The 14,517-nt window shown below is 36.1% G+C and carries 10 protein-coding genes; 2 read left to right on the top strand and 8 right to left on the bottom strand.

What is annotated here, in order from left to right; all coding sequences use genetic code 11:
* Position 1: 1 nt before the first annotated feature.
* From B5X62_RS06820 to B5X62_RS15750, 8 genes are all read right to left on the bottom strand, one after another.
* Complete coding sequence (locus B5X62_RS06820) at positions 2-463, bottom strand: heme-binding domain-containing protein (RefSeq protein WP_185116712.1); 462 nt, start codon at positions 461-463, stop codon at positions 2-4.
* A complete protein-coding gene (locus B5X62_RS06815; RefSeq protein WP_079666658.1) occupies positions 460-2,115 on the bottom strand; it encodes an Ig-like domain-containing domain in 1,656 nt (551 codons plus the stop codon). The genes B5X62_RS06820 and B5X62_RS06815 overlap by 4 nt, the downstream gene beginning before the upstream one ends.
* A gap of 262 nt (positions 2,116-2,377) precedes the next feature.
* Entirely contained in the window at positions 2,378-3,655 is a 1,278-nt protein-coding gene (locus B5X62_RS06810) for a serine hydrolase domain-containing protein (RefSeq protein WP_079666657.1), read from the bottom strand.
* A gap of 163 nt (positions 3,656-3,818) precedes the next feature.
* Positions 3,819-4,757, bottom strand: coding sequence for a 2-hydroxyacid dehydrogenase (locus B5X62_RS06805; protein ID WP_079666656.1), 939 nt, complete (start codon positions 4,755-4,757; stop codon positions 3,819-3,821).
* Positions 4,758-4,808: 51 nt separating this feature from the next.
* Entirely contained in the window at positions 4,809-5,330 is a 522-nt protein-coding gene (locus B5X62_RS06800; protein ID WP_079666655.1) for an acyl-CoA thioesterase, read from the bottom strand.
* 3 nt (positions 5,331-5,333) lie between these two features.
* Positions 5,334-5,972: a hypothetical protein gene (locus B5X62_RS06795; protein ID WP_079666654.1), complete on the bottom strand. Its 639-nt coding sequence runs from the start codon at positions 5,970-5,972 to the stop codon at positions 5,334-5,336.
* Positions 5,973-6,086: 114 nt separating this feature from the next.
* Positions 6,087-8,201: a TonB-dependent receptor gene (locus B5X62_RS06790; RefSeq protein ID WP_079666653.1), complete on the bottom strand. Its 2,115-nt coding sequence runs from the start codon at positions 8,199-8,201 to the stop codon at positions 6,087-6,089.
* Positions 8,202-8,409: 208 nt separating this feature from the next.
* Positions 8,410-8,802 (bottom strand): DUF2752 domain-containing protein, encoded by a 393-nt coding sequence (locus tag B5X62_RS15750; protein ID WP_079666652.1) that lies wholly within the window; start codon positions 8,800-8,802, stop codon positions 8,410-8,412.
* Positions 8,803-9,075: 273 nt separating this feature from the next.
* Between B5X62_RS15750 and B5X62_RS06780 the strand changes: the two genes are divergently transcribed.
* Positions 9,076-11,838 (top strand): bifunctional aconitate hydratase 2/2-methylisocitrate dehydratase, encoded by a 2,763-nt coding sequence (locus tag B5X62_RS06780; protein WP_079666651.1) that lies wholly within the window; start codon positions 9,076-9,078, stop codon positions 11,836-11,838.
* A gap of 305 nt (positions 11,839-12,143) precedes the next feature.
* Positions 12,144-14,414 (top strand): aconitate hydratase, encoded by a 2,271-nt coding sequence (locus B5X62_RS06775; RefSeq protein WP_079666650.1) that lies wholly within the window; start codon positions 12,144-12,146, stop codon positions 14,412-14,414.
* The last annotated feature ends 103 nt before the right edge of the window (positions 14,415-14,517 follow it).

The following is a 14,517-nucleotide window of genomic DNA, read 5'->3' as shown; positions in this document are numbered from 1 at the left end:
TTTATTTTTCTTTTAAATCTTTAAGAACTTCACGGAAAAAATTTGCCATCAATTCTCGATCTGCCTTACTAAGATTAGCTTCGGGATGTTTTGAGATATACGCAGGCAACGGCATCGTATAATTTTCCACTGTTGCACTACTTTTCTCCATCATCCCTTCTTTTTGAAAATTATTATAAGTCCCCCATTTGGAAAAATTAAGACGCTCGCGACCTTCCGACACATGATCTTTCACCATCCAAGAAATTGGCGCTACATAAGCATAATCTGGATATTTAACCTCGTTAGAATGACAATCGTAACAAGCCGCAATTATTAAGTTCTTGACACGCGGACTAACTTTATAACTATCTACAAAATTCTCCTCTTTTTTGATAGGTTCATTAACTCTATCAATCGGAATTAATTGTATCAATCCAAATATTACAATTACAACAATTAAAATTCTTAAAATCTTTTTCAATTCCCTTGTGTTTCAGCGTTAAGATCCCACTTTTCGTTAATTTCCCACATCGGTCGAATATTAACTTTGGTCATCGGATTTTGATCTTTTCCTTTTTTAAACAAATAAGCATCCTCCGCATATCGATTCTCAGCAAAGGAGGCCGTTTCCCAATAAGCATCATCATTATTATCCACCAAAATACGAAGAAAATAATCACCAGGTTTTAAGTTTTTAAAATAGACAACATTCTCCTTAGTATATTGTTGATATTGGACATCGCCTTTTTCATTCAGCATTTGTACCCAAAAGTGTGACGTCGGCGCATTGGAAATCTCAAGTTTAAAAGTTCCAAAATCTGTAGGTTTTCCGATTTCGAAATCGAGACGATAAGATTTAGAGATAGATTTATAAAAAGACTTCACGCTTTCTTTTGGAATGGAAAGTTGATAAGATTTCCCAGCTTTAAAATCAGAATTAATAACAATATCGTCGCTATTCGTCTTAGAAATACTTGCCGTAAAACTTTGCGAAATACTATCCGAAGTCAATCTCCATTTGTCCGATTGAATTTCTGACACAGGAAAATTAGCTTTAATTTTAAATAATGTATTTGGCGCTAAAACTTTGTCCGATCCACTTGCTAAAATCATTTCCGCTTTTGGATCATTTTTATAATAAACCGAAACAGAATCTGTTTTAACAACCGTTTTTGAAGCTAATTTTAAGTTATCACTTTTATCAACACCAATGTTTTGCGCAATTGCATCAAACCAAACAAACACCGAATCCGACTTTGGACGATGCGTGACTTTGTAATCTTTGAGATTGGCCGACGCAGAAGTCACCTCAACATTCTCAGGTTTTCCTTCGTACAGCAACATTATGCCGCCATTTGTCTGTTTGTATTCTTTATATTTAATCGGCGGAACACTTGGATAAAGTTTCAGTTTTGTCCCAGAAATATTTTTCTTGTCCTCGATGACAACATCATCTTTAGAAAAGGCAAATTTTTCTTTTCCATTATCAAAAATCGAATTTCCGTTTTGATCTTCAAAAGCTAGAATTTTATATTTTCCTGGCGATAAATAATTAAGTTCAAAATAACCATCTGGATCAACATTCGTAATATAGTAAGGCTTTTGACGATAGTCCATCGAGTCTTTAACCTGATAAAGTCCTACAACATAATTAACATCTTTACCTTCGGATTTTTTCTCACCGAGTGCATCTACCAAAGTTCCGCTCAGATAATTATCTTCAATCTCGGGACCAGTAGAAAATGCGTAATTAAAATATGGTAAAACGTTAGCTTCGTTAAGGTCATTAATTGCATTCCCGAAGTTGAAATTATAAGTCGTATTTTCTTTAAGCGTATCGCTCCATTGGATCATCAAAAATTTCGTCCCAAGATTAGCGGGCAAAATCTTTTTGATATTCTTGATCGGTGGCGAGATAATCAGGTTTTTGTTAATATCTTTTAGCTTGATATATTCATCAAACTCAATGCGCAATTCTTTAGTTGTCACAGGCACATTAACACGCGTTGTATCGATATTGCTAAACAACATTTTTGGCGGAATTGTATCTTTGGCACCGCCGTTGGGAGAACCAACACGTGCGCAAGACAGCATCAACAAACTGATGAGGAAAAGAAAAAAAATCTTCTTCATTATGGTATTTATACTGCAAAAATAAAAAAACTAAAACGGAAAATACGAATAAGAGCTTGTTTAAAAATTTTAACGAAATTACATCATCTCATTTCAAAATAATCTTTGCTAAATTTAATGCTCTTTTAAGCCAATTTTTCACTTCTCATTTTTGATTTAGCCCGCTAAATCTTCAAATATGAAATAAAAAACCCATCTCAAAATAGTTATTAAAATTTTAGCAATAAAATTTCACACAAGCTCTTAGTTCTTTATATGTTTTTTATTCTGAATAATTCGTGTTACTCACATTGACAGAATCCGCATTTTCATTAGTAGGTTTGTCGCCGTTCATAACTTTATTAAGTTTTTCAATCTCAAACGGAAACGGCTCGAACAAGCCCGACAACGCCATTGCCGAATAAACTCGCTGTGAATATTTGTTACCGATAGCGATTATCGTCACCTTAGATTTTAAAAGATGAACAAAAACTGCATTACTACCATGCCACCAACCATTATGATAAGTCAGTTTATTATTTTCGTCAAAGATTTTCATTCGGAAACCTAAACCATAATTATTAACACCAGCTTTTTCATTACTGTAAGGTTCAAAGATTTTAGCTTTTAATTCTGGTTTTAAAAAGTCTTTAGAAAACATTGCAGTTGAGAATTTCAACAAATCTCTGGGCGTTGTGTAGACATTTTTATCACCGTAGATTAGGTCAAAATGATCAAGCGGGTATAATCTATTTTGTCCATTATAAAAGGATTGCGAAGCTGTCGGAATATCTTTTTCCTGAAAAATATAAGTGTGATCCATGTGCAATGGTTTGAACAAAATCTCTTGCATCGCTTCAGGAAATTTGGTCGCTGTCACTTTTTCAACAATTAAAGCCAACATCGCAAAGTTCGTGTTGCAATACATAAAACCCGTATTGCTCGGCCTTGCCAATTCTGGTTTGTCACGTTCCAAAATATTAAGAACATCTTGGTTGGTGATAAATTTCTTTTGAAGTTCTGCTGGCGCTGGTTTTACAGATTGATCAAAATGCTCATATTTCGGAAGTCCGCTACGTTGCGACAACAAGCTAAAAACCGTAATATTAGGATACGGAAATTTTGGAAAAAACTTGGTTAAATCATCTTCGAGACTCAACTTACCAGCTTCGATTAATTTGAGAACCGCCATTGCTGTCATCGTCTTACTAACCGACGCAACATGAAGTGGCGTATCTTTATCAATCGGCATTTGCTCGTTTTCTCTACCGAAACCACGGTATTTTTCAACCAAAATTTCGTCGCCTTTTGCCACTAAAAAACTTCCGCTAAGATTTCCGTTTTCCCAGACTGTTTTATAGTAATTATCGATTTGCGAAACGATTTGATCTTTGTTGTCAAGCTCGCGATCTTCATCAGTGAAAACTTTATCGAGTTTGACGTTAGAATAATTGGGTAATTTGCTTTGATAAGCTTCTTTTTCCGTAGGTGAATTGTCTTTTTTACAACTAAAAAATAACAACAACATCACTAATAAAAACACACCTTTGGATTTCTTCATTGTTCCTTACATTTTTTCAATTAACAGAATCGCTAAATTATGGATTTGTAAAAAGAAATGAGCCACCCGAAAATGTTATTTTATGTTAAATTAATTACAAAAAAAGAAGCCTAAAATAATTTAAGCTTCTTATGATTTTCTTTGAAAGAAATACTTTATTCCGTTAAATATTATAAAGTTTCAAAATTTTATCTACGATAAATTGCGCTAATTTTTCTTTGCTTTGATGCGTCCAACCAGCGATATGTGGCGTTACGATGACATTGTCAGAATTTAATAAATATTTTAAATCATCATTTTCAACATCTAATTTTTCGAAAGAAGATTTTTCGTATTCTAAAACATCAAGTGCGGCAGCTTTTACTTTTTTAGATTTAAGAGCTTCAACCAAAGATGAAGTTTTCAGGTTTTTACCACGCGCTGTGTTCACTAAATAAAAATCTTTTTCCATTTTATTAATGAAATTTTCATCAATCATATAATGCGTCAAATTTGTCAACGGAATATGAAGACTCAAAATATCAGCGCGTTTTTGCAATTCTTCCAAGCTAACTTGTGTTGCAAATTCATCCGATAGATTGGGTAAAATATCATAAAAAATAACTTCAACACCAAAACCCGACAATCGTTTAGCAACCGCTTTACCCATATTTCCGTAGCCGATAATTCCGAAAGTCTTGCCTAAAAGTTCGTCGCCACGATTTTCTTCGCGAAGCCAAATTCCGTTTTTAACTTCATTGGAAGCGATAAACAAACGATTCATTAAAATCAATAACATTCCCAAAACATGTTCCGCAACAGAATCGCGATTGCCTTCGGGAGAATTTATTAATTCAATATTTAAAGCTTTGGCGGTTTCACAATCGATATTTTCCATACCAGCGCCAACGCGCGCTATGAATTTTAAATTTTTAGCTTGATTCAGAAAATTAGCATCAATCGGAATTCTACTTCTAATAATAATGCCGTCGTAATCGTTTATTTTTTTTAAAACCTCATCGTAACTCGAACTAAAATCTTCGTCCAAAACAAATCCTTGCGCCAACAATTGCTGGTCAATTAATGGATGATTTTTATCTAATAATAAAATCTTTGCTTTCATATCTACTTCATTTTTAATGATAAAAAAACGGAAGATAAATCTTCCGTCGTATTATATTTCTCCAGCGAATAGCTTTTTTAACTCGACAGAATCTGTCGCTTTCATTCTTCCAGAAAGGATTAATGACAATTCTTTTCTGCGAAGTGCCGCGTCGAATCTTTTTTTCTCCTCTTCCGTTTCTGGCTCTAATGCAGGAATCGGAACTGGTTTGTTAAACTCATCAACCGCCACGAAAGTGTAAATACCTTCGTTAGTGTGAATTTTTCTTTGGTTAATGGGATCATCCAACCAAACATCAACATAAATCTCCATCGATGTTGAAAAAGCACGCGTCACTTTTGATTCCAAAACAACAATCCCCGCTTCAGGAATCGGATGGTTAAACGAAACGTGATTAACAGAGGCCGTTACCACACGTCTTTCGCAATGACGAGCCGCCGAAATAGAAGCACAACGATCCATTTTGGAAAGCAATTCTCCACCGAAAAGATTACGCAACGAGTTGGTTTCGTTAGGCAAAACGATGTTCGTCATAACCGTAAGCGACTCCGCTGCTTTTTTTGATTTTTGCATATATTATTTGATTGTATTGTTAATTGGTTGCGATAAAGAATCGCTTTTAATCGAGTCGCTCGGCTTTACATTCAACGAGTCGACAACGGCAGGTTTTGTAGGTTGTTTTTCAATTTTTGAAAGTTCAACGCTTTTAAAAGAAGATTTCCCAAAGAGTTTATCTTTTTGGGTAAATGCGACGTACAAAATCCCCGCAATCGGGATAACCACTAAAAATGTCCAAAGAATAGACTTGTTAAATTTGTAATCTTCATCAAGGCTTGGCATCAACTGCGGCGCATCAGCACCAACTCTTGGCACTTCAATTTCTTCGAAACCGTAAAAGTCATTCCCTGCAATTTGAGAATCTGCAACAAAGTTGATTTTCCCTGCAAAGTTTGTCCATTTACCAATACCCGCAAGATCGTAATTTCCATTTTCTAAAAGATCTTTTAAGATTTGTGACGACAAACCATTAAATTGATTATCAGCTTTTTGACCACGATCAAGATTAAAAATTAATTCTTTTTTTGGAGGCAGAATTTTATCATTCTGAACATCCAATTCAGCATGTTTAGTGATAAGAGAAAGCATCCCCAATCCTGCTAGCTCAAGCTGACCTTGAGCATTAAGAACCTGTAAAATTTGCTGTGCAATGTCCATAATATGCAAATTTATAATTTTATAACAGGATGGCAAATTAATTATTAATTTATAAAAACAAAAACACCCCAAAATTTTGAGATGCTTTTGCAGAGATATTTAATTAGTGTTCAATTATTTAAACTTTAAAGAAACGCCAAACATAAAGTTAACACCAGCTTGTGCGTAATAATAAGGCGTATCGCCATACACAAAACCATTGTTAATATATTTTTGATCAAAAACATTATTCACCAAAAGCTTGAATTCTGCTGTTGTTCTTGGCAATTGCAATGTAAATTTTGCATTAAAATCTGTCAAGAAATAATCTTTAATTCGATAGTTTTCGTTTTGAGTATTGTCCAAATATTGCTTCCCAACATATTGATTGGTTAAACCAATTGTAAAAGCGTCACCAAAATCATACTGCAATCCCAAATTCCCGATAACAGAAGGAGAAAAAGAGGTTTCTGCATCTTTAATAATGATAACAGCATCATCTTTTGAAGCATTAACTTCTTTAATTTTGTTTTTGCTTAAACTTAAGTTTGCATTAACTCGGAAGTCTTTCGAAACATTAGCCAAAGCACCCAACTCGATACCAGCGCGGTAACTTTTGTCAACATTTTGACGGATAAAATTCCCGACATCATTAATAACGCCCGACAATACCAATTGATCTTTGTACTGCATATAATAAAGATTCGCTGAAAAAGATAACACTGATCCAAATTGTTTTTCTAAACCAAGTTCCCAATCTTGTAGAAATTCGTTTTTAGTATTTGGGTTTTCTTGTAAGTCGTCACGATTCGGTTCTCGGTTTGCGATAGCGTAAGACAAAAATAACTTGCCGCCGTTTATCCTATAATTAACGCCAGCTTTAGGATTAAAGAACGTCCATTTTTTGTTTAAATCAAAACTTTCTCCGTCACCTTGTTGAATATTTTTTGCATCATAAGTCACATTTCGCATTTGCAAATCTCCGAACAACTCAAAGTCACTAATTCTGTAAAGTCCTTTAACAAAGCCAGAAATTTCATTCTTCACCGTTCTATTTCGGTAATACTCATGTTCATTAATCTCTGGAAAGAAAACACCCGATACATTCCCGAAATGTCTTCCGTAATATTGGTTAGCAACAACGCCAATATTGATGTCTGCATTTTCATATTTACCATATAAAGTTGACACTGCTCCATAGAAATCGTTATCTAGCCATTTCTTTCTAATGAAGTCTGAGCGCTTAATCTCTGAGCCTTCAACTAAAATATTCGGTAAGTTATATTTTGAAAATTTAGCATCTTGTTTGTAATTTTCATAATAACCTTTTCCTTTGGTGTAATGTAAAGTCGTTTCGAGATTCCAATGGTCATTAAAAGTTTGTTCCCAAAGTAATTGATAATGATTTTGTCTGTAATTATCTGTTTCGTTATCGTAGAAACCAACTATACTTTCCCAACTTGCATCATAAATCGCCCCAGAATAATTATAACGTCTATCCTTCTCATACATCGCTTTGTCAATACCATTCCATGCTTGATAAGTTTTCTCTTTTCCGCCAAAAGCCATCAAGCGAATTCTAGTTTTATCTTCTTCAAATAGTGCCGCAAAACTATAGGAATTAAGATCAGAAAATGCACGATCGATATAACCATCCGAGTGGATCTTGGTGTAACGTCCCATCAATGACAATCGGTCTTTCCAGAACTTTCCAGAACCTATTTCGGCAGAATATTTATAAGTATTAAACGAGCCATAACTGTCATCGGTTTTTACATAAAATTCTTTTTCGGGATCTTTAGAAACGATGTTAACACTCGCTCCAAAAGCTGCAGCTCCGTTTGTTGATGTCCCAACACCACGCTGAATAACGATTTGTGATGCCGAACTTGTCAAGTCCGGAACATTGACAAAGAAAGTCCCTTGACTTTCGGAATCGTTGTACGGAATACCATTCATCATTACATTAATACTCGTCCCCGCAACACCACGAATCCTAAAACCTGTGTAGCCAACGCCATTACCAGCATCTGAAGTTGATATAACTGAAGTTTGATTTTTCAATAAAATGGGTAAATCTTGTCCAAGATTTTTGGCATCAAGATCTCTCTGAACATTGATAATTTCTTTAGAAACTGGTAGTTTTTTGAAAACACGAACTTGCTCTATCTCCTTGATTGTATCTTGCTTGGATTGAGCAAAACTGAAAGCTCCGATACTAAGAGCCGATAAAAAAATAAATCCTTTCATTCTAACACAATATTTGTTGGAATAAAAGGATGCACCAAACAGCCAAGCCGTTTATTTTTCCCTTGGCAGCATTACCCGCCCAGGTTCTTAGGGTATAATCTCAGCCTTTCTAGGGCACCCCTTTTTCCGTGTTGCAAACTTATGAAAAATAAATTTGATTTTTTGAAGATCTGTTAATGAAATTTTAAAAATAAGTTGATTTCAAAAACTAAATTGAATTAATAAATACGGTATAAAATCCTGTGTTTCGGACAACAAAAAATATTAAAACAATAATTAAATAAATAAGAATACTTTTAAACCCAAACAACAAATTGTAAAATTTCGAATACTTTGTTTTTAAATCACCAACCTGAAAAACAAGAAAAATCAAAAAAAATGGAACCGCAACCACAAAAAGCGGATTCAAAACAAAAGCACTTCTAAAATGCCCGTGCAACAATTCGTGGAAAGCCCGCTGACTGCCACAACCAGGACAATCGTAGTTAGTTATAGCTTTAAAGGGACATTTAATCGCCCAATCAGAATTTGCTGGATTTATAAAAAAATAAACCAACAAAACACCAATTAACAATACGCTCAAAAACCATTTAATTTTCATTCCCTAAATCATAAATTAGCGAATATTCGCTAAATATTTTTTACAATTTCCAAACTCAAACCAATTACTAAGATATTAAATATCAACTAATTACAAACAGAAACAAGAAAATATAGATAAAAACTAATTGTACTTATTTCAAAACTGAATGAATTAAATTTATAAAAAGTATAAAAAATCGTATTTTTGGCTGCAATTTATAGAATAATTTAATAATCAACTGAATTCACTTTTAGTTTTAAATAAAATTACAAGCAAAAGCTTCTACATATTATGAGCGTTTATACAGATTATATTCAAGAGATTGAAGAAAGAAAAGGTCAAGGTTTGCATCCAAAACCAATTGACGGAGCAGAACTTACAAGCGAAATCATCGCACAAATCAAAGATTCTAACAACCCGAACAGAGCAGATTCTATTCAGTTTTTAATTTACAACACGCTTCCGGGGACGACGCCTGCAGCTGGTGTAAAGGCTAAATTTTTGAAAGAAATCATTCTTGGTGAAACTGCAGTTGCGGAAATTACACCAAGTTTCGCTTTCGAATTGTTGTCGCACATGAAAGGTGGGCCTTCTATTGAAGTTCTTTTGGATTTGGCTTTAGGAAATGATGAAGCGATTGCAAAACAAGCTGCTGAAGTTCTTAAAACTCAGGTTTTCTTGTATGATGCAGATACAGCGCGTTTAGCAGATGCTTACAAATCTGGAAACGCGATTGCAAAAGACATACTTGAAAGCTATGCAAAAGCAGAATTCTTCACAAAACTTCCAGAAGTTGCAGAAGAAATTAAAATCGTAACATTCATCGCTGGTGAAGGGGATATTTCTACAGATTTATTGTCGCCAGGGAACCAAGCGCACTCGCGTTCTGATAGAGAATTGCACGGTAAATGTATGATTACGCCAGAAGCTCAGGAGCAAATTCGTGCGTTACAAGCGCAACATCCTGACGCAAGCGTGATGCTAATCGCAGAAAAAGGAACAATGGGCGTTGGTTCTTCTCGTATGTCGGGGGTTAACAACGTTGCACTTTGGACAGGGAAACAAGCGAGTCCTTACGTACCTTTCGTGAATATTGCACCGATTGTTGGTGGAACGAATGGTATTTCGCCGATTTTCTTAACAACCGTTGATGTAACAGGAGGTATCGGAATTGACCTTAAAAACTGGACTAAAAAAGTAGACGAAAACGGAAATGTTGTTCGTAACGAAAACGATGAACCAATTTTAGAAGAGGTTTATTCTGTTGCGACAGGTACGGTTTTAACAATTAATACGAAAACTCAAAAATTATACAACGGCGACCAAGAATTAATCGACATCGCTCGTTCTTTAACTCCGCAAAAAATGGAATTCATCAAAGCTGGTGGTTCTTATGCGATTGTTTTCGGAAAGAAAATTCAAACTTTCGCAGCTCAAACTTTAGGTGTTGAAGCGCCAACTGTTTTTGCTCCAGCAAAAGAAATTTCAAAAGACGGTCAAGGTTTAACAGCTGTTGAAAAGATTTTCAACAAAAATGCTGTTGGGGTGACTCCAGGAAAAACATTGCACGCAGGTTCTGACGTTCGTGTTAAAGTAAACATCGTTGGTTCTCAAGATACAACTGGTTTGATGACGGCTCAAGAGCTTGAATCTATGGCAGCGACTGTTATTTCGCCAATCGTTGATGGCGCTTACCAATCGGGATGTCACACGGCTTCGGTTTGGGACAAAAAAGCGCAAACCAACATTCCTAAATTGATGAAATTTATGAATGATTTTGGAGTGATTACAGCAAGAGATCCAAAAGGTGAATATCATGCAATGACAGACGTTATTCATAAAGTTTTGAATGACATTACGATTGACGAATGGGCAATTATCATCGGTGGAGATTCGCACACGAGAATGTCTAAAGGCGTTGCTTTTGGAGCGGATTCAGGGACTGTGGCTTTGGCTTTAGCGACTGGTGAAGCGTCTATGCCAATTCCAGAATCTGTGAAAGTAACTTTTAAAGGTGAAATGAAACCTTACATGGATTTCCGTGATGTGGTTCATGCAACTCAAGCGCAAATGTTGAAGCAATTTGATGGCGAAAACGTTTTCCAAGGAAGAATTATCGAGGTTCATATCGGTACTTTGTTGGCAGACCAAGCCTTTACATTTACTGACTGGACGGCGGAAATGAAAGCGAAAGCGTCAATCTGTATTTCACAAGACGATACATTAATTCAATCTTTAGAAATCGCAAAATCTAGAATTCAGATTATGATTGATAAAGGAATGGATAATCATAATAAAGTTCTTCAAGGTCTTATCGATAAAGCAAATCATCGTATTGAAGAAATTAAATCTAGTTCTAAACCAGCGCTTCAACCTGATGCAAATGCAAAATATTATGCTGAAGTTGTGATTGATTTGGATATCATCAACGAACCAATGATTGCCGATCCAGACGTAAACAACGACGATGTTTCTAAACGTTATACGCACGACACAATTCGTGATTTGACGTATTACGGAGGGACAAAAGCGGTAGATTTAGGTTTCGTAGGTTCTTGTATGGTTCATAAAGATGACCTTAAAATCGTTTCTCAAATGTTGAGAAATGTTGAGAAAAAAGAAGGTGAAGTTAAATTCAATGCACCTTTAGTGGTTGCGGCGCCGACTTACAACATTATCGACGAATTAAAAGCAGAAGGCGATTGGGAAATGCTTCAAAAATATTCTGGCTTCGAATTTAATGACGATGCACCGAAAAATGCAGCGCGTACAGAATACGAAAACATCATGTATCTGGAGCGTCCGGGATGTAACCTTTGTATGGGTAACCAAGAAAAAGCGGAAAAAGGAGACACCGTAATGGCGACTTCTACGCGTCTTTTCCAAGGTCGTGTGGTTGAAGACAGAGATGGCAAAAAAGGGGAATCTTTATTGGCTTCTACTCCAGTGGTTGTTCTTTCGGCTATTTTGGGTAGAATTCCGAATATCGAAGAATACCAAGATGCTGTTGAGGGTATCAATTTAACGAAATTCACACCGATTTCTTGTCACTAAGAAATCTTTGAATACATACAAAAGACTGCTCGATTTGGGCAGTCTTTTTTTATCAATGAAAATTTCAAAAATTGCTACGATAGGTATTTTCAACTAAAATTTTGGATTTATGGCATAAAATTCTCATCTTAATTTACACTTTTAAAATCAATTTCAATTCAAAATAAAGAAATCAAATTATCAATTTTGATTCTTATTTAAAATCAATCTTAATAACAAACTGAAACCGAATAAGTTCTAAATTATCACTAATTTTAGAAGTCGATTTTAAAACATTTCAAAGTATAATATTAAAAAATTAAAGTATGATTTTTGACCTTGATATGATCAAAAAAGTGTATGAACGTTACCCAGAAAGAATCGCTGCTGCGAGAAAAGTTGTGGGAAAACCTTTGACACTTGCTGAGAAAATTCTTTATGCACACCTTTGGGAAGGTAACGCAACACAAGCTTATGAAAGAGGAAACTCGTATGTAGATTTCGCACCAGACAGAGTTGCGATGCAGGATGCGACGGCGCAAATGGCGTTATTGCAGTTTATGCAAGCTGGAAAAGCGAAAGTTGCGGTTCCATCTACAGCGCACGCCGATCACTTGATTCAAGCGAGAGTTGGTGCTGAAGCAGATTTACAAGAAGGAATTAATAAGAACTCGGAGGTTTTCAACTTCTTAAGTTCTGTCTGTGATAAATACGGAATCGGTTTCTGGAAGCCAGGAGCGGGGATTATTCACCAAGTGGTTTTAGAAAACTACGCTTTCCCGGGCGGAATGATGATTGGTACCGACTCGCACACTGTTAATGCAGGTGGTTTAGGAATGGTAGCCATCGGAGTTGGTGGTGCTGATGCTGTTGACGTAATGGCTGGAATGGCTTGGGAACTGAAAATGCCAAAACTTATCGGTGTTAAATTAACGGGTAAAATGAGCGGATGGACTTCTGCAAAAGACGTTATCCTAAAAGTTGCTGGTATTTTAACCGTAAAAGGTGGGACTGGTTGTATCGTTGAATATTTCGGTGAAGGTGCAGAATCTCTTTCTGGAACTGGAAAAGGAACGATTTGTAACATGGGAGCGGAAATCGGAGCTACGACTTCTACTTTCGGTTACGATGATTCCATGAGAAGATATTTGGCTGCCACAGGAAGACAAGAAGTTGTTGACGCTGCTGATAAAGTAGCTGAGCACTTAACTGGTGATGCTGAAGTTTATGCAAATCCAGAACAATATTTTGATCAAGTTATTGAAATCAACCTTTCTGAATTGACTCCACACCTTAACGGACCTTTCACGCCAGATTTAGCGACTCCAGTTGCTGAATTCAGAGCCAAAGCGGAAGCTAACGGATGGCCTTTGGAAGTTGAATGGGCATTAATCGGTTCTTGTACCAACTCGTCTTACGAGGATTTATCAAGAGCAGCTTCTATCGTTGAAGACGCGGTTGCTAAAGGTGTGAAGCCAAAAGCGATTTTAGGAATCAACCCAGGTTCTGAACAAGTGAAATTCACGGCGGAAAGAGATGGTTTCTTAGATTCATTTAGAAAATTTGAGAATGCAAGAATCTTCACCAACGCTTGTGGACCTTGTATCGGGCAATGGGACAGAGAAGGCGCTGAAAAAGCGGAGAAAAACTCAATTATCCACTCATTCAACAGAAACTTTGCGAAAAGAGCGGATGGAAACCCGAACACACACGCTTTCGTAGCTTCTCCAGAAATGGTTGCGGCGGTTGCAATTTCGGGTCGATTAGATTTTAACCCAATTACAGATACTTTAACGAACGAAGCTGGTGAGCAAGTGAAATTAGACGAGCCAAAAGGTTCTGAACTTCCTGCAAAAGGTTTCGCAGTGGACGATAACGGTTATCAAGCGCCGTCTGAAGATGGTTCTAATGTACAAGTTGTTGTTAGTCCAACTTCGGATAGACTTCAATTGTTAGAAGAATTCCCAGCTTGGGACGGATTGAATATTACAGGAGCTTTTGTTTTAATTAAAGCTTTCGGAAAATGTACAACCGACCATATTTCTATGGCTGGACCTTGGTTGAAATACAGAGGTCACTTGGATAATATTTCGAACAATATGTTGATTGGAGCAGTAAACGCTTACAACATGGAAACTAATAATGTGAAGAACGAATTAACTGGCGCTTATGGTGAAGTTCCTGCAGTTGCAAGAGCATACAAAGCGGCTCACGTTCCTTCGATTGTTATTGGTGACGAAAATTACGGTGAAGGTTCTTCAAGAGAGCACGCTGCAATGGAGCCGAGACATCTTGGCGTGAAAGCAGTTTTGGTAAAATCTTTCGCTCGTATCCACGAAACCAACCTTAAAAAACAAGGTATGTTGGGTCTTACATTCGCTGACAAAGCCGATTACGACAAAGTAAGAGAAGATGATGTTGTTAACTTCCTTGATTTGGACAAATTTGCGCCAGGAAAACAATTGACTTTAGAATTCGTTCACAACGATGGAACTAAAGATATCGTTATGGCAAATCACACGTACAACGACCAACAAATTGATTGGTTCAAAGCAGGTTCTGCATTGAATTTAATTAAAAGAATGGAAGCGAATTAACTTTGCTTTCAATATAAAATTAAAACCACTCCAAGACGGGGTGGTTTTTTAAATTAGTTCAAAACAAAAAACTCCAACAAAAGCTGGAGTTTAAGATATATAA

Origin of the sequence: Soonwooa buanensis (genome assembly GCF_900167905.1) — a bacterium.
GTDB lineage: Bacteria > Bacteroidota > Bacteroidia > Flavobacteriales > Weeksellaceae > Soonwooa > Soonwooa buanensis.
The sequence above is the reverse complement of the archived record's forward strand: the minus strand, read 5'-3'. Positions and strand labels throughout refer to the sequence as shown.

Coding starts and splice junctions, on each gene's coding strand:
- B5X62_RS06815 (WP_079666658.1), bottom strand. CDS start 2,115: ATGAAGAAGATTTTTTTTCTTTTCCTCATCAGTTTGTTGATGCTGTCT.
- B5X62_RS06810 (WP_079666657.1), bottom strand. CDS start 3,655: ATGAAGAAATCCAAAGGTGTGTTTTTATTAGTGATGTTGTTGTTATTT.
- B5X62_RS06805 (WP_079666656.1), bottom strand. CDS start 4,757: ATGAAAGCAAAGATTTTATTATTAGATAAAAATCATCCATTAATTGAC.
- B5X62_RS06800 (WP_079666655.1), bottom strand. CDS start 5,330: ATGCAAAAATCAAAAAAAGCAGCGGAGTCGCTTACGGTTATGACGAAC.
- B5X62_RS06795 (WP_079666654.1), bottom strand. CDS start 5,972: ATGGACATTGCACAGCAAATTTTACAGGTTCTTAATGCTCAAGGTCAG.
- B5X62_RS06790 (WP_079666653.1), bottom strand. CDS start 8,201: ATGAAAGGATTTATTTTTTTATCGGCTCTTAGTATCGGAGCTTTCAGT.
- B5X62_RS15750 (WP_079666652.1), bottom strand. CDS start 8,802: ATGAAAATTAAATGGTTTTTGAGCGTATTGTTAATTGGTGTTTTGTTG.
- B5X62_RS06780 (WP_079666651.1), top strand. CDS start 9,076: ATGAGCGTTTATACAGATTATATTCAAGAGATTGAAGAAAGAAAAGGT.
- B5X62_RS06775 (WP_079666650.1), top strand. CDS start 12,144: ATGATTTTTGACCTTGATATGATCAAAAAAGTGTATGAACGTTACCCA.